The organism is Nostoc sp. JL23, from assembly GCF_017115065.1.
GTDB classification, from domain to species: Bacteria; Cyanobacteriota; Cyanobacteriia; order Cyanobacteriales; family Nostocaceae; genus Nostoc; species Nostoc punctiforme_A.
Map to the genome: position 1 here is coordinate 24774 of NZ_JABXKN010000121.1, position 17151 is coordinate 41924.

Here is a 17151-nt window from a genome sequence, read left to right on the forward strand (position 1 = left end):
TTAATACTCTTGGTGTTCCATTACACCTACTAAGGATTGCAAGTCAAAATCGCGATCGCGTCCACTCAGACAAATGCCAGAACTGACAACTGTCAAGTCAGTTTTAGCGATCGCACTACTATGGCGAACACCATCAGCTGTTGTCCAATCGACTGTCCAGTAATCGCTGCGATCGTGGAATTGATTTAATTCACCGCCACCCATTTGCAAAGCCTTTCTCAATCGCTTTTCATCCTGTTGGGGTTGAGTAAATCCCTCAATGCGCCGAGTTGCTAATTCATACACTGTGCGGATTTCTGGAGTAATGCCTTTAAACTGTAATTCTTCAGCAGGAATGAGTTGCTTGACGGCAGATTGCAGAGTTTCAGAAATTGCCGGATCGGTACGACGATCTACTTCCTCGAACCAGCAAGAATGCCCATTCCATCGGGCAATGATTTGCTCAAAGGCTATACCCTCAGTTACTAGATGCACTGCGATCGGCTTAACTACCTTTAACCGTTGACGCATATCTACTTCATTTACAGGGTATGCTAACCAAGTGTGTTTTTGCAGTTGGTATGCTAACCGCAGCCGTATTTGGGGAAAGTGTTGCAGATATTCTGCAATTTGGGGTAAGTCTGCTTCTTCTATAACCGTTGCTGTTTTCTCATTCACAGGCTGAAAGATGCCCCAACCTTGAAATTTACTAGGCTTTGGCGTGAAGGTGTAAACCATCGTAGCTACCCTTGTGCGAACTCGTCCACCTTTGACACAGGGTGCAAGGAATTGGGTGGTATGTAACTGTGCTTCTGCAATCGCAATTTGGTTGATTAGCTTAAATATTTTAGTCATAACTAATATCAATTTTCAAAAATAAGGCTACCAATGCAACCCTATAAAATCTGATTTTCTTAATTACGAATTACGAATTACGAATTACGTTAGCGTAGCGGGGCGTAGCCCATTACGAATTAATCAAATTCTGCGTGCAAGTTGGTGGAGCATTACGTGTTCTCAGTTACTAGAGGGACTCCGCTGGTGAGTTGTTACACACTCTTTCAAGGATGGCTACTTTTAAGCCTACCTCCCAGGTTCTTCGTACTCCCCGTTCACACACGCCCACTGTATTTGACAGTGTTACTTTTCCTCTCGTACTAGTATGTAGGCTCCAAGAGTTGGGGCACGCAAGATATTACTATAATACAATATACTACAACGAATCGCTACTTTCCCGATTACAAGACAAGAGGTAAAGCTAGATGAAGATGATTGAATTATCTACTGCGTTAGCGATCGCTCTTTTGCACCTGCTATACGTAAGGGCAATGGTAGGGAAGCATCCTTCATATAGGCGATCGCACTCGGTATGCATAACTAAATACAACTATTCTCACTGTAACTAATCGATACATAATAGTACAGGTTGCCTTACTAAAAATCTACAGCGATCGCAGTGCAGTAATGGCATGAACGTTATTTTAATGATTGCTAAAGGAAAGGTTTGAGTTTCCAAAACCTCTTGGTTTACACCTAGCATTAGCATCCACCTACAGGAAAAAAACTAAGGTTACAAATACTATGGTAGTTTAAATAGAAGTATTAGAATAAATACATTTTGTTGCTTATAAATGGAGTAGCTATTTTGTTGAATATCAAAGCTTTGTCAGTATTTTGTACAAGCACATCGTTACTTGTATTGGGTATTAATGAAATAGTGTCTGCTTCTTCTTTTAATCCGACACCTGTGTTTGACAACGTTGCTAGCTACACTACTACTATTACGGGAGATAATAATCTAGCTGATATTTATTATCCTAATCCAACAGACTTAAAAACCAGTAATTATTCCTTTCCAGTAGCACTATTACTACAAGGCGCACTAGTTGACAAATCAAATTACTCTAATTATGCTCAACAAGTTGCACGCTATGGATTTGTAGTAGTGGTGCCAAACAGTAAGCGTATAGCTCCAATATTTGGCGAAGCACTATTAACCCAAACTAGCCAAATTGATACAGCTTTACAACAAATTGTAATTGAAAATAAGAATGTTAGTTCACCTATTGTAGGCTTGCTGGATACAGAGAAAGTAGGATTATTGGGTCATTCGTTAGGCAGCGCCGTAGGATTATCTGCAATTGGAAATTTATGCGTAACACCAATACTTTGTCCGGGTTCTTTCTCACGACCTAAACAAATTGTAGCAGGAGCATTCTATGGTGGTGGTCTTCGCAATGAGAATGATGTTTATCTTCCTATTAACAATGATGGAATACCAGTTGCACTCCTGCAAGGGGATCGTGATGGCAGAGCGCTGCCTTTCCGGGCTAGTTTAACTTATGACAAAATTAAAAACCCACCCGCTGCACTGATTAATATCAAAGGTGCCAATCATTTTAGTATCACAAATACAAATAATCCTGCTGGTGCAATTCCTGACCCGATAAATTCTACACTTAATCAAGATGTAGCTATTGAAACAATTGCCCGGTGGAGTGGTTTGTTTTTACGTGCAAGTATTCTTAATGATAAAGACGCTTTTAATTACGTTTATTACACAGGTGATGCTGCTGACTCCAATGTGACAGTAGAGAGTAAACGTGTTCCTGAATCGGCATCGACTGTTGCACCTTTAGGGATATTGTTTAGTTATTTTACGATTACTCAACTACGAAAAAGAATAAACGAATCAAAACGTCATTTTAAAATCAATCCCTAAAACAGTCCTCTTTACTGGAACATCCAATGGTATTGGTAAACTGGCTACTATTTACTTTGCCAAGCACAGATGGAACGTTGCTGCAACAATGTGAAACTCTAGTAGCAACCTTTATTTTGAGAAAAACTTTTTGATGTACTGACAGTCTGATTAAAATTTACAAATAGTAAGCATTGCTTACTATTTGTAATAATAAACATTGCTATACTTTAAAACTCACTTATCCGATCGCACAGGCAACGGCATATCCAAAATCTCCATCAGCAAATCCAGACGAGAGGGGCGCGTCAGGAGTGGGACGATGTTCGGCAAACTGTAGTAGTCACCCGCGAAAGTGAACGTATCTACAGGTGCTTGCTGCTGCTTCAGTTGACTCTCCACCCAGTTGTAATGAGTACCCACACGGACAATCACCACATTGGGCATTATCGCCAACTCCCGGCAGTAGTTCTTGTAGACTTCACCGAAGTAAGGAGCAGCATTTTCGCCCTCGTCCGTCACCAGAATTATCTGGTCAACTACCTGCTTCTTCTTCCGCATTGCTTCCAATGCACAGCCGATGCTAGTACCACCGCCTGCATTAATGTGCTGGAAGGCACGCTCCCAGTCGGTCAACTCTTTGCCCTTTGCTGTAACAGCGTAAGGAATGGTGTCAAAGGCATAGACAAACAGTTCTGCCTTAGTGATACCAGAGATTAGGGCAGCGAGTTGCAAACCCGTCGCGATCGCATTTTCCATTGAACCAGACTTGTCCACTAATAAAGCAGTTGGACGAGCGATCGCACCACGCCGTTTCACCTGCTCATTTGTCACCTTTTCCAGTTGGGCAATGGTGTCTGCGTCAAAATCTCCTGCGTCTGTGGCAATCTGTGCTTTGAATGCTGAAACACGCCCACTCTTAGAAGCTTCTTCCAGCTTGGAATCAATCAGCTTCTTCACTTGTGGGTGATCCATTGCACCTCTAGTCTGGAGAGACTTGAGGTTGTTGATCGCTTCTTGAGGAGACATGCTGTTGATTAACGCCACTAAGACAACTGGTGTAAGTTGCTTGATCGCACCAATTGCGATCGTGTAGGGAATTTTGAACTCCACAATCAGCCGTGCCTGTTCTGCGGCATTTTCTGCCTTAGCAAGCTGCTTCAGCACATTTGCTAAGGAACCCTCTGGAGGACTATCGCGGAATAGAATCGCATTTGCCCGCTCATTTGGCTTGATGTGCAGCGAAGCATATAAGTGCTTCATTGCTTTACGACCTCGCAGAGCAGCGCGATCAAAAAGAGCCGAATTGCTCTCTCGTGTTTTCAAGTAACGTCGTACCGCAGTCCGAGCGGAACGAGGTAGTTTATTCTGCTGCTGCTTCATAAAGTCCACCACACGAGCTACCTGATAGGGTGGAAACTCTTGCAGCATCATAAATCCAGCATCTCGGTGTTCAGTCAAATTGCTGGTTAACAAATGAGCAACAAACACCTCTTTGTGATCGCGGACATCACCATGACACTGATACCAAACTGCCAGGTGTCCGTAGAAGATGGGATCGAGTTCAATAATTAACTGATGAATTTCTGCGACTTGCTCAAGTTTGCGGTGAGGAGTTGTGAGCAAACTGTTGAGCATTTCCAAACGCAGGTCACGTTCTGCGGTTTTCATTATGAACCTCCTCTAGTTGTGATGGATGAGGAGGCAGATGTTGCACGCGGGGCGATCGAGTCACCGCGCAAGTTGTAGAAGCATTGTGTATAACTTGTGCAGAGTTATGTAAGCTTCTGCGATCGGGGCGCGGCAACAACTGCCGATAAATTTGAATTTCTATGTAACAGTCCTGATTAGTATGTGAAATTCTCTGTCTTTTTCTTCAACTTCGCGTCCTTTTCTAACGAGACGCTGCGCGAATGCGTCCTTGGCGGTTCGTTTAAAAAAAGTAATTTTTGCAACTCAACAAAGACACGAAAAAAAGAGCGAAAGAGAAGTTGTCATCAATCATTAATAAAATAAAATCACCTCGTGCAAGTCGAAAAAGCTGTTGATTCACACACGGGATTTGAACCCGTAGTTGCTTGATCTCTCAAGTGCCTTACCATTCGGCTAGTATGTAAGCTTTTTCAGTTAGGGCACGAAGTGAAAATTTTAGGTTTTAGAAAGTTGATTTAAAATAAATCGAATTTCTTTCTTATTACACTGCTGTTTCTTAACAGCGTAAATCATTCGACCTGTATATGCCACAGAACGATGAATTATACCTTTGACAGCATCCGTCACATAATGAGTGGGTGGCGATGGCAAATCTTCAAAGGTAATTAAATACCAAATTTCGTTTAGCTTCTGGTATTGATGATAATTATCAATGATGACAATATCAGTTTGTTCCTGCTTTTGCTTCTGCTTTCGAGGTATTTTCTCAGATGCACAAAGAATTCCAGTTTCAGGATGGATATAGAAGCGATCGCGATAGTTTGTATCTAGCTGAATTCGATACCCTCGATAAGGCTTGCTATAGAAACCACCATCAATTATTTCTACATACCGTTCAACATAGTCCCACACATGATCGATAACATGCTTTCCTGCCATTGTACTGGGATCTAGTCGTTGACACAGTTGACTGTAAACGTCATTCCAAGGCTGTCCGACTTTTGAGCGCAAAAACCGACGCAGGGGGCCAAGATGGTCTGAAAGATACTTAGATTTATTTATTGGTTTAATCAGGTAGGGATTCAACAATCCATCCTGAATTGCATCCTCGGTGATTTTGTATAATTGCTTCTTAAAGCCAGTCACCTTTTTGAGGCTAATTCTTCTCCCACCGCGAGGACGCTCAATCACAATCTCGCTCAAACGATGTTCGCTCATATCTCACGTTGTTCAAATGCAGTTGTACTAATTGAGTTGTCATTAAACATGAGTTAGCTAACATCATTGAACTCACCTCCGTATTGAGTAAAGGTTATAGATAAATCCGATTTAAATAATTGAAATTCCGCACAAGTTAGCAAAGCAGTTTTCACAATTGCCTATACCAATTTGGCTACGCTCCCATTAAAGGGAGCGACAGGAATCGTTCGCGTAGCGTTCCCGCAGGGTACCTGCGATCCGTTGCCGGATAGTGTGTAGGCTTCACAAGTTAGGGCGCGGAATAAAATTTAACCATAGACCGCTTCAGGGCGGACGATCAAATCGCCACTAGGACGGCGATCGATTACGTAAGCAGAAAGGCGATCGCTATTCACATCTAAATGCCGAGCGATGCGCTTTTTTACTGCCACATCATTCATCCCTGCTGCAATTCCAAATTGGGTTTTTGGGACATCAACAGAACGTCCTTCAAATCGAATATGAACCATTCCAATCACCTCCTGTTGTAATTACGAATTACGAATTACGAATTCGTATTAATGGATCTGATCGGGATTGAACTGATACCCTCCCTGTGAGAGTTACACTCACACCTCGTGCGAGTTGAAAAAGCTGTGGTTACACCGCAGGAATCGCACCTGCAACTTATCGTTTTAGAGACGATCGCTCTACTATTGAGCTAGTATGTAAGCTTTTTCTGTTAGGGCACAAGTGACATCTGGGAACTCTACCGTTAGAGCTACAGACCCAAGGAAAGCATTATTGCAATGCTTTTGAGGAGCCTTTTCTCTTATACTACAAATGTAGTACATAATTTACATAATGTCAAGTGTCGGGATGGAAAAAAATACTCAAAAAACTGACGAAAAAACTCTCTTCTCTCATTCCTCTGTGTTCTCTGTGTCTCTGTGGTAGCCTGCGGCAAGCCGCTTCTCTACGAGACGCTCCGCGAATGCGTCTACGTTTATTTAGGTAATTTATTTCTTGGAAATCCCTAAGTAAGCGTACAGAATTAATTACAGTCATTTCGCAACTCTTGGAGACGCTACCGCGTAGCTTGCTTCCCCGCAGGGGTACGCTGCATTCGCAATGACATTGTGTAATTCAATTTTGTTTATCTACTTAAGTCGCTCTGTAACTTCCTGCCTCCTGCCTCCTGCCTCCTTCACGACTTTGTTTTTAATTAAAAAGTATTGAATGCAGTTGACAAATTCTTCTAATTCTAAAATTAAATTAGTAGTACCTTTAAGGTCTTGATCGCTAGCTAGTTGTTCTAGTTTGTCAGTTGCTAAGTACATAGCTGTGGCTCCAATGTTGGCACTAGCACCTTTAAGGTGATGAGTTTCTCGCACTATTTGCCCAAAGTCATCAGTTGCGATCGCTGCTTTAATTATCTCTAAACGGGGTTTAATATCTTCAACGCATATTTGCAATAAATTTAATTCAAATTCTTTATCATTTCCCGACATCTGATGCAAGTGTTCCCAATCAATTGCTAAGTCAGTGGAAACTGTCTGTTCATATACACCTGCCTCTTGTTGGGAAGCGATCACACCTGTCCAATGCTCTAAAGTTTCAGCCAATTTTTCTTTAAATACTGGCTTACTCAAATAGTCGTCCATTCCGGCATTTAGACACGTTTGTTCGTCTTCTCTCATCACATTAGCTGTCATCGCAATCACCACAGGACGATGACCCAATGCAAAAGCATCTTCTTGCCAACGATGAATTTCTTTTGTGGTTTCCAAACCGTCGAGAATTGGCATTTGACAATCCATTAAAATCAAATCGTAAGGAATTTTTTCTAATAGCTGCAAAACTTCCTTTCCATTGGCAACGACATCGGCTTTATAACCCAAACTCTGGAGTTGCTTTATTGCTACTTTTTGATTCACCAAATTATCTTCGGCTAACAGAATTCTTAACTTGGATTTAGTAGAGAGGTTAGAAGAAGAAGTAAGAATACTTGAAGTTTCTGTACTCGAAATTTCTTCTGTAGCCTCTAGCTTCCTTCTTCTAAATCCTTGTTCTGATTCCGGCTGAGTTTCTAAAATATTTATGATGGCATCAAGGAGTCGTGATGGCTTAATGGGTTTGAATAAATAAGTAGCAAATCCAATTTTGAGCGCCTGTTGCACTTCATCCCGTTGATTAGTAGAGGCGAGCATAATCAAAGGGATCTTAGCAATTGCAGAATTGGCTTGAATTTGTTCTTTTATTGTCATGCCATTTGTCTGGGGTATTTGCATATCAACCAAGGCAATATGATATGATTTTCCCTGCTCGCTAGCTTGCTGAATAACTTTAAAGGCCGCAGCAAGATTATCAGCTCGATCTACTTCCATTCCCCAATGAGTAGCTTGATGAGAGATGATTTTATAATTAGTAGCGTTGTTATCCACCACCAATAAGCGACGATTTTGCAAAAGTCCGCGTTCGCATTTTGGCTCAACAGGCTCAACTTGTTTGGTAAAAAGCACCTCAAACCAAAACTTAGATCCTTTGTCCATCTGACTTTCTACCCCAATCACTCCTCCCATCAAAGTTACAAGTTGTTTACAGATGGCTAATCCCAAACCGGTACCACCATACTTGCGAGTGGTCGAAGCATCCACTTGGGTAAATGGCGTAAAGAGTTTGCGTTGGTCTTCAGGGCTAATGCCAAGACCTGTATCTGTAATGGCAAAATGAATGGTGGCTGTAGTCGGAGAAAGCGAACGCAATTCGGCTTGCACTAATACCTCGCCAGTGCTGGTAAACTTGATGGCGTTGCTGATTAAGTTCATCAAAATTTGCCGCAGCCTACCAGTATCTCCTTTGAGTTGGGTGGGAACGTTGCGATCAATCAGTGCGGCAATTTCTAATCCTTTGTTATGGGCTGAGGGAGCCAATAATTCCACCACTTCTTCCACACAAGTGGATAGGTCAAAATCTAAAGTTTCGAGAGCCATCTCTCCAGCCTCAAGTTTGGAAAGATCCAAAATTTCGTTGATTAAACTTAAAAGAGCGTCTCCACTACTGCGAATTATTTCAATAAAATCTCGCTGTTCTGCGTCTAAGGGAGTATCTAAGACCAAACTGGTCATTCCCAATACAGCATTCATCGGAGTGCGAATCTCATGACTGATATTTGCCAAAAAGGCACTTTTCGTCTGAGAAGCTAATTCGGCTTGGCGACGGGCAATTTCAAGTTCTCGTCGCTGACGAGTTTCGGCTGCTAATAGTTGGGCTTGGGTTAAAGCAATACCTACTTGGTCGGCTATTTGCCGCAAAAGATCGGTTTCAAAGCTAGACCAGTGGTGGGAATCGTCACACTGATGAACTATGAGCAAACCGCGAAGTTCTTCTTTAACAAGAATGGGTACAACCAAATTGACTTTGACCCCAAACTGTTGCATTAATTCCAGATGGCTTTGTTCAACTTCCAGGAGATCCAAGTTATCCAGTCCGAAAATCTTGCCTTGACGGTACTGCTGTAGATAGTACTGTTGGAGATATTCTGCTTCAAAGTAGGGGGCGGCGTTGTTTTGCTCTTTGATTGCTGGTAAGCCAGAAACTACTGCTTCAACAACGGTATTTGCAGACTCTGGCATCAGCTGATAGATTAAAACCCGGTCAGTCTGGAGAATTTTTTGTACCTCTTCGACAGTAATTTGGAGAATTTCTTCGATGTCCAAAGACTGACGAATCTTCAGGGTGATTTCGGTAAATAGTTGCGATCGCAAATTTTGGCGTTGTATTTCTTCTTCAGCCTGTTTACGCTGGATAAATTGCCCCACTTGCTCACCGATAGAATTCATCGTTTTTACTAAATCCTGGTCAGGCGGATGGATTTCCCGGCTGAAGCAGGTAATAACACCGAGGATTTTGTTACCGCTGCGGATCGGAAAACCAAAGGCTGCATGTAGTCCTACTTGAGCAGCTATTTTAAAGTTAGGGAAATTAATATCTTTAGTGATATCAGCGATCCAAACAGATTCAGAACTAGCCCAAACCCTTCCAGGTAGTCCAATTCCGGGTGCAAAGGTGGTTTGTCGCTTCAGTATTTCAAACTCTTGCATTTCAAGGGCTGCTTTATGCCAGATATCAAGAAAATGCAGCACATTTGCTTGCTCATCTACCATCCAAATTTCACCCAAATCCCATGCCAAACTCTCACAGATTCCTTGCAATATTTGGCGAGTAGCTTCGCTAATTGTGGCGGACTCTGCTAAGACGCGGGTTGCAGCATATTGTGCAGTTAGATGCTGTTGTGTCCGTTTGTTATCGGTAATGTCGATGCCGGTGCCGACAATGTATTCAACACAGCCCTCATAGTCTTTTAAAATGGTATTTGACCAAGCAATCAGCCGCCGACTACCATCTTTCATTACCCAATAATTTTCATAATCATGGGAAAGTTTGCCAGTTAATATCTGGTCAAAAACTGCTTTGACTGGCTCCACTTCTTCAGGAGGTAGAAACAAATTCCAGCTATACCGACCCCTCACCTCATCAAAGGAGTAACCACTTATTTGCTCACAGGCTTGATTGAAACGAACGATTTGCCCTTGAGAATCGAAAACTATTACCAACGCACCGACTGTATCAAGGACTGCTGAGATAAAGTTGCGTTCTTGATTTAAGGTTTCTTCTGTCCTATTCCGCTCAATAACCTCACGATAGATTAAGTAGTAGACTACAGCAAGAACAATAAAACTTAGGCAAATAGCGATCGCAAGTGTCAGAATTCTGTAACCAGTCTGAGTCTTTGCTGCTTGTGACTGCTGTTGGATTATTCCCCTGTCCTCGTTTTCCATCTCATTGATCGCCTTGCGGATATCATCCATGAGATTTTGTCGATCGTTTCTCAGCAGTACTTGCAACGCCGCCTCTAATCCCTTGTTCTGGCGCAAGTCGATAGTCTGTTTTAGTTCAGTAAGTTTAGCCGTTATCAGAAATTCAAGCGTTGCAATCTGCTTTTGTTGATTTGGTTGAACTGCTGTTAAATTCTTCAGCTCGGCAATTTCTCGATCGACATTACTAAGTGCTGTTTGATACGATTTTAGATAAAGTTTTTCTCCAGTAAAGATGTAACTACGTTGTCCAATCTCAGCATCCTTTACCTGGGATAGTATTTTCTCTAGGCTGTTAATTTTTTTATAAGTATGTTTTACTATACTGCGATTAGAATTAGTAAATACTCTTGTATTTTGATAAGAAACCACCCCAATTAGAACTAAAATTACCGACGACAAACCAAAACTTGCTGCAATCTTTTTAAAAAATTGCTTGCGTACCCTCTGTGCCTGGTTGCTTTTCTTGGTAACAAGTACCAAACTTGCTAAATTTCGGCGCAATTCCAGTTGCTTGATGACTTGACGACCTAAAGTTCGTAATGCCTCTATTTGTTCTGGATTAAGTTGTCGTGGTACGTAGTCAATTACACATAGAGTGCCGATTGCGTATCCTTCAGGGTTAGTCAGAGGTACACCAGCATAAAACCGAATATTTGGGTCAGATGTCACCAGTGGGTTTGTCGCGAACCGTTCGTCATCTCTTGTATCAGGCACGACAAAAATATCAGGCTGGAGAATGGCATGGGCACAGAATGCGAAATCTCGGTGTGTTTCTGGGGTATCCAAACCGACTTTTGACTTGAACCACTGGCGATTTGTATCAATTAGGCTAATTAAGGCAATAGGAGTCTGACAAATATACGAGGCTAAACGAGTCAGATCGTCAAAGGTGGCTTCCGATGGCGTATCAAGAATCTTATACTGCAAAATTGCCTCGATTCTCTGGGCTTCGTTATCAGGTAATGGTGCTTTCATCCGTAAGCCTTATCTACATTCTGGGGAATGGTGAGTGGTGAGTGGAGGGATAAGGGAGCAGGGGAGAATACTTGACTGTGCTCAGTAACAGGGGGGTAGAGAAGTAAAAGGAGAAGTCGTAGTTTTCCCCTCTGCCCCTTTGCACCTCTGCCTCTTGTGCTCCATGCCCAATTTGGTCAACAAACTTACTTTAATTAATGACAACAGTTTACTTAAAAGCGTTAGCGTAATTTTACTGACTTATATGTTATTAAATAATCGTTTAAATGATTAAGTCCCTGCTGTATTTTTTGTGGACTGGTTTATTGGAAATTGGGGGCGGCTACTTGATCTGGTTGTGGTTGCGCGAGGGTAAGCCGTCCTGGTTGGGCATATTGGGGGGAATTGCTTTAGCTTTCTATGGCGTTATTGCAACTCTACAACCAACAAATTTTGGCAGAGTGTATGCTGCTTATGGCGGCGTGTTTATCGCAATGGCAATGCTTTGGGGTTGGAAGGTAGACGGGGTAACTCCAGACCGCTACGACTTAATCGGAGTATGTTTAGCTTTAATGAGTGTTTTAATTATCATGTTTGCTCCCAGAACTTAAGTAAAAGTTCTATATTATTTTGCACCAATAACTTTTATAGTGTTCTCTTTTAAACAGATAATAATCCCACCCAAAATTGCAAAAGTTTTTTCGCAACCAACCTGTCAGAGGCAGGCATCTGAATATCTACGTATTTATACTGGATAAAAAGAGAACTCATGCTCCAGCATTTTGCAATTAGATAAAGTGTACTCCTCCCCAAGTTTCACGCTACTTGGTTCTCCCTTTTCTATCAGATGCTCCGCGATCGCAAGCACGGGTGGGAGGTATTTTTATCTTACATTGTTGTATCCTTTATCTCCGACACCTATTCGCGTTCGGAGATAAGTTTAAATCTGCTGTATAGTTATGTAAATTATCGGAAAATACTAACGATAATTTACACTTTTTGTCAAGTATGACAATTATTTTGGTTTGTAACAGTAGGTAACTAAAAGTTTGGAATTTTGTCAGGCTTGAATAAAATACTATTCTTCTCTTGAAAAAAAAAGATGCAATGTAATGATTGCGTGTTTATACGCTGATTTAAATCTTGGTAACTACAATCAGGATTATATTATTGTTAACATTTCAAGAAAATTCAGGTTAAGTAACTTTCAAGACAAAAATGTGTCCAAAAAAGTAATCAAATGTAGTTAAGTATACAAATCGTTGGTGCTTAGGAAGAAAAAGAAGTGTTGAAGAAAGTTGTGATGATTGGAGCTATTACCCTACTATTTTTAGGAGGGCCGTTGATGGGCAATGCTTTTGCCCAAACCCCAGCTGCTACTGTGCCTGCTGCTGATACTGGAGATACAGCATTTATGTTGATTTCAGCAGCACTTGTGCTACTAATGACACCAGGATTGGCGTTTTTCTATGGTGGATTTGTGCGATCGCGCAACGTTCTAAACACATTGATGATGAGCTTTGTGTTAATGGCGATCGTCGGAGTTACCTGGATTCTGTGGGGCTATAGTCTTTCATTTGCGCCAGGTTTACCGTTTATCGGTGGATTGCAATGGCTGGGTTTGAATGGTGTTGGATTAGAGATAACCGATTATCTCAAAGGGTCAAACCCGCCGGAAGTCGTCTCTTATGCCGGAACAATACCCCATCAGGCATTCACGATCTACCAAGCCATGTTTGCCATTATCACCCCAGCCTTAATTTCTGGAGCGATCGTTGAGCGGATGAGTTTCCGTGCCTATTCGCTGTTTGTCCTACTGTGGTCAACCTTTGTTTACGCTCCTCTAGCCCACATGGTCTGGGCGAAAGGTGGATTTTTAGGTTTGTATGGTGGATTGGGTGCCCTAGACTTTGCAGGTGGCACAGTAGTTCATATTAGTTCTGGTGTTTCAGCCTTAGTAGCAGCGATCGTTCTTGGCCCTCGCAAAACCCATCCCGATCGCCTTAGCCCGCCGCACAACGTTCCGTTTATTTTGCTGGGTGCTGGCTTGCTGTGGTTTGGTTGGTTCGGTTTTAACGCTGGGAGTGCCCTATCTGTTGCTAGTGGAACCTCTGGTAACTTAGTTACGAATGTGGCAACAACAGCCTTTGTCGCCACCAATACAGCGGCAGCAGCAGCAGCTTTAATGTGGCTAATTTTAGAAGCAGCTTTACGAGGTAAACCAACCGCCGTGGGAGCAGCTACAGGAGCTGTTGCTGGTTTGGTGGGCATTACTCCCGCCGCCGGATTTGTCACACCGCTATCAGCAATTTTAATTGGTTTCATCACCGCCTTTGTTTGCTTCTATGCTGTGAGTTTCAAGCACAAGCTAGAAGTTGACGATGCTTTAGATACCTTTCCCGTGCATGGGGTTGGTGGTACAGTAGGGGCGATTTTAACGGCTATCTTTGCCACTACTCAAGTCAACGGAGGAGGTAAAGATGGAGTACTGCGTGGTAATTTTGGTGAATTGGGAGTTGAACTAGTAGCAATTGCCGTTGCCTATGTAATCGCAGGTGTTGGTACGTGGATTATTCTCAAAGTTATCGATGCTACAGTCGGACTGCGAGTCAAAGAGGAAGCTGAATTGCAAGGTATGGATATCAACGAACACGGCGAAGAAGGTTACAACTCCGAGTTTGGCGATCGTCCTACTCAGTAATGAGTGCTGTTAGCGGTAGCGGGGCGTTTAGCCCGTGCTGAGTTAGGAGTTAGGAGTTTGCTTCGCCTTCTCCCCACTTTCCACTTGAAGATTAGGTAATTTGCGATCGCTAGCGTTAAAATTTGATTCAAATAATTGGTAAATTTCGCTAGTCGTGTCTACATCTGCAAAAACCTTTCCTATCTGGGCATTTTTATCGCTGTTAACCAACGGCATCCTAATGTTGGCGGTCATCCTGCTAATTTGGCAACAGCAGAGATTGGCCGCTTTTTTTGGGATAATCGCATCCCCACAGCCAATCAACCTGAACAACTCACCGCAAACTGCTACACCTGATTTAGGTCGCCGTCACCAACTCAGTTATCAAGAGTGGGTAAATATCCTCAACCAAGAAGCCAAGGTCGCCGCTGACCAACGTCCTCCGCATTTAACCATCCTGGTGGGAGATTCCCTGAGTTTGTGGTTTCCCCCTGAGTTATTACCTGAAGGTAAAAATTGGCTTAATCAAGGAATTTCTGGCGAAACCAGCAATGGACTTTTAAAAAGATTAAAAATATTTGACCGCACCCAGCCAGAGGTGATTTTTGTGATGATTGGCATTAATGACCTAATTCGGGGGATGAGCAATGGGGAAATTTTAGATAATCAGCGACAAATTATCAATTATCTACGAAAGACGCATCCCACAGCGCAAATTGTTGTCCAATCGATTTTGCCACATGGGGCAGAAGAAGCAACTTGGAAAGGACGAGATAAACTATTGGCTGTTGCCAATAGTCGCATTCGCGAGTTGAATCAGCAACTACAAAGCATATCTACCAAAAAAGGTGTTAAATATCTCGATTTACATCCCTTGTTTACCAATAAGCAAGGAAATCTCCGCCGCGAATTTACTACTGATGGCTTGCACTTAAGTCCTGAAGGCTATATGGTTTGGCGTTCTGCATTGCAGATTTATAGCGAGATTGAATTAAAACCCCAGCAAGAAAAAGAGGGGAAAAGGTTAAAGGGTAAAGGGTAAAGGCATTAAATCCTTTTCCCTTTGCCCCTCTCTGATAATATCTTTGAATACAACTCTGTATAAATCTCGTCTAGGCGCGAGAAAATAAGAAATAGTGAGTTTAAGTAGACAAATCTAATGGATACAAAAGCTTTTAAGCGCAGCCTCCAACATTCAGAAAATTACAATCGCAAGGGCTTTGGTCATCAAGCAGAAGTTGCCACCCAGTTGCAATCTGAGTATCAGAGTAACTTGATTCAGGAAATTCGCGATCGCAATTACACTCTGCAACGGGGTGATGTGACAATCCGACTAGCACAAGCCTTTGGCTTTTGTTGGGGTGTAGAACGGGCTGTAGCAATGGCTTACGAAACTCGTCAGCACTTCCCCACAGAACACATCTGGATTACTAACGAGATTATCCACAACCCTTCTGTAAATCAGCGGATGCAGGAGATGGAAGTAGAATTCATCCCCATTGAAGGAAAGAATAAAGACTTTTCTGTTGTTGGAATTGGTGATGTAGTCATACTACCCGCTTTTGGGGCTAGCGTTCAAGAAATGCAGATACTTCACGATAAAGGCTGCAAAATTGTTGATACAACTTGTCCTTGGGTATCTAAAGTTTGGAATACAGTAGAAAAGCACAAAAAAATTGATTATACATCAATAATTCACGGTAAATATAAGCACGAAGAAACAGTTGCAACTAGTTCCTTCGCTGGCAAGTATTTAATTGTGTTGAATTTGCAAGAAGCAGAATATATTGCTGACTATATGATCAATGGTGGCAACCGTGAAGAATTTCTAACAAAATTTGCGAAAGCTTGTTCAGCAGGATTTGACCCCGATCGCGATTTAGAAAGAGTTGGCATTGCTAACCAAACTACAATGCTTAAAGGCGAAACTGAGCAAATAGGCAAGCTTTTTGAGCGGACTATGTTACAGAAGTATGGCCCCACTGAGTTAAATCAGCATTTCCAAAGCTTCAATACCATTTGTGATGCCACTCAAGAACGGCAAGATGCCATGCTGGAATTAGTGGAACATAATTTAGATTTGATGGTAGTAATTGGTGGGTTTAATTCTTCGAATACTACTCAGTTGCAACAAATTGCCTTTGAGCGAGGAATTCCTTCTTACCATATTGATACTGTTGAACGCCTGAAATCAGCATATTCTATTGAACATCGGCAATTAAATGGGCAGTTAATAACTACAGAAAATTGGTTGCCTGATGGAGAAATTGTTGTAGGCATTACTTCTGGTGCTTCTACGCCCGATAAGGTGGTAGAAGATGTAATTGAGAAGATTTTTACATTAAAAACAACAGGTGCGTTGGTTTAACTGTTCTCAGAGGGACTTCCAAATAAAAAATATCCAATTACTTCTTGTGGGGTAGGCAGGGTTCGACTGAGGGTAGCCGAAGTCTTGTCTGCCTTACAAGATTGGATAATTTATTTGTTATAAATTCCTCAGTTACCGATTTCATTTTTGGCGAAACACCACACCAATATTAGTTATCGGTAACTAGTGTTCACTGTTTGAATAATTTGTAAAAAACTAAAACAAATGGCTATCTATGAAGCAAATTGGCAAAGGGTATGATTTGACTTGTCGCGCTAACCCTGACATTGCTGCTCGATTAGCTGCTCACCTGCGACTTCATTTCTCTTGGCAAGCAAATAAGGGACTATCATGTACCTTACCACGATCGGGAAAAGCTATATTTATTTACACATCCCGCGCTTTGAAAAAATTATAGATAGCAAGACCAATGGCTAAAAGCAACACTGCATGAATTAGATTTCCGGCAATATGAAGTGCCAGTCCTAATGCCCAAAAAGCAACCAGTATAACAACAATACCCCAAAGTATACTCAACATATATTTGCTCTGAATTAAATCAGTTTTAATTTGTTCAAATATTTTACTCCCTAGCTTCACTTTTATTCTATTTGCCCTAAGAAAGATTATTTTGCAGCATTACTCAAAGTGACTTGGTATGCTTAATATTTCGTTACTATTTAATTTAGATAAAGATAACGGCTGTGGGCTATCAGCTAACTGCCCCCATGATTACCGCAAACGACAGGATTGCTCT

General features: G+C 41.9%; 12 protein-coding genes. 5 read left to right on the forward strand and 7 right to left on the reverse strand.

Annotated features, from left to right (window positions below):
* A complete protein-coding gene (locus HWQ42_RS23960; protein WP_292816698.1) occupies nucleotides 1–834 on the reverse strand; it encodes a hypothetical protein in 834 nt (277 codons plus the stop codon).
* 790 nt (nucleotides 835–1624) lie between these two features.
* On the opposite strand from HWQ42_RS23960, the gene HWQ42_RS23965 reads away from it, so the two are divergent.
* Nucleotides 1625–2701 carry an alpha/beta hydrolase gene (locus tag HWQ42_RS23965; protein ID WP_292816699.1) on the forward strand — a complete coding sequence of 359 codons (1077 nt, stop codon included), beginning with the start codon at nucleotides 1625–1627 and terminating at the stop codon, nucleotides 2699–2701.
* 216 nt (nucleotides 2702–2917) lie between these two features.
* Here the strand turns inward: HWQ42_RS23965 and HWQ42_RS23970 are convergent, their stop codons facing one another.
* The 4 genes from HWQ42_RS23970 to HWQ42_RS23985 form a co-directional block, all read right to left on the reverse strand.
* Complete coding sequence (locus HWQ42_RS23970; RefSeq protein ID WP_292816701.1) at nucleotides 2918–4351, reverse strand: VWA domain-containing protein; 1434 nt, start codon at nucleotides 4349–4351, stop codon at nucleotides 2918–2920.
* Between the two features lie 477 nt (nucleotides 4352–4828).
* A complete protein-coding gene (locus HWQ42_RS23975) occupies nucleotides 4829–5551 on the reverse strand; it encodes a hypothetical protein (protein ID WP_292816703.1) in 723 nt (240 codons plus the stop codon).
* A 290-nt stretch (nucleotides 5552–5841) separates the two neighbouring features.
* Entirely contained in the window at nucleotides 5842–6042 is a 201-nt protein-coding gene (locus HWQ42_RS23980) for a hypothetical protein (protein WP_292816704.1), read from the reverse strand.
* A 630-nt stretch (nucleotides 6043–6672) separates the two neighbouring features.
* On the reverse strand, nucleotides 6673–11367 hold the full coding sequence (locus HWQ42_RS23985; protein WP_292816706.1) for a GAF domain-containing protein: 4695 nt from the start codon (nucleotides 11365–11367) through the stop codon (nucleotides 6673–6675).
* A gap of 266 nt (nucleotides 11368–11633) precedes the next feature.
* On the opposite strand from HWQ42_RS23985, the gene HWQ42_RS23990 reads away from it, so the two are divergent.
* Together HWQ42_RS23990 and HWQ42_RS23995 are read left to right on the forward strand one after the other, a co-directional pair.
* Complete coding sequence (locus HWQ42_RS23990; protein WP_292816708.1) at nucleotides 11634–11957, forward strand: YnfA family protein; 324 nt, start codon at nucleotides 11634–11636, stop codon at nucleotides 11955–11957.
* Nucleotides 11958–12631: 674 nt separating this feature from the next.
* Nucleotides 12632–14047 carry an ammonium transporter gene (locus HWQ42_RS23995; RefSeq protein ID WP_292816709.1) on the forward strand — a complete coding sequence of 472 codons (1416 nt, stop codon included), beginning with the start codon at nucleotides 12632–12634 and terminating at the stop codon, nucleotides 14045–14047.
* Between the two features lie 42 nt (nucleotides 14048–14089).
* On the opposite strand, the gene HWQ42_RS24000 is transcribed toward HWQ42_RS23995, so the two are convergent.
* The gene (locus tag HWQ42_RS24000) at nucleotides 14090–14281 is read right to left on the reverse strand and encodes a hypothetical protein (RefSeq protein ID WP_292816869.1); all 192 of its coding nucleotides are present in this window, start codon (nucleotides 14279–14281) and stop codon (nucleotides 14090–14092) included.
* Here HWQ42_RS24000 and HWQ42_RS24005 point away from each other — a divergent pair.
* Together HWQ42_RS24005 and HWQ42_RS24010 are read left to right on the forward strand one after the other, a co-directional pair.
* The gene (locus HWQ42_RS24005) at nucleotides 14202–15068 is read left to right on the forward strand and encodes an SGNH/GDSL hydrolase family protein (protein WP_292816710.1); all 867 of its coding nucleotides are present in this window, start codon (nucleotides 14202–14204) and stop codon (nucleotides 15066–15068) included. The two genes, HWQ42_RS24000 and HWQ42_RS24005, sit on opposite strands and share 80 nt — an antisense overlap.
* A 117-nt stretch (nucleotides 15069–15185) precedes the next feature.
* Nucleotides 15186–16394 (forward strand): 4-hydroxy-3-methylbut-2-enyl diphosphate reductase, encoded by a 1209-nt coding sequence (locus HWQ42_RS24010; protein WP_292816711.1) that lies wholly within the window; start codon nucleotides 15186–15188, stop codon nucleotides 16392–16394.
* Nucleotides 16395–16781: 387 nt separating this feature from the next.
* Here HWQ42_RS24010 and HWQ42_RS24015 read toward each other — a convergent pair whose 3' ends face one another.
* Nucleotides 16782–16934, reverse strand: a complete 153-nt coding sequence (locus tag HWQ42_RS24015) for a lmo0937 family membrane protein (protein ID WP_292735705.1) — start codon at nucleotides 16932–16934, stop codon at nucleotides 16782–16784.
* Nucleotides 16935–17151 lie beyond the last annotated feature (217 nt).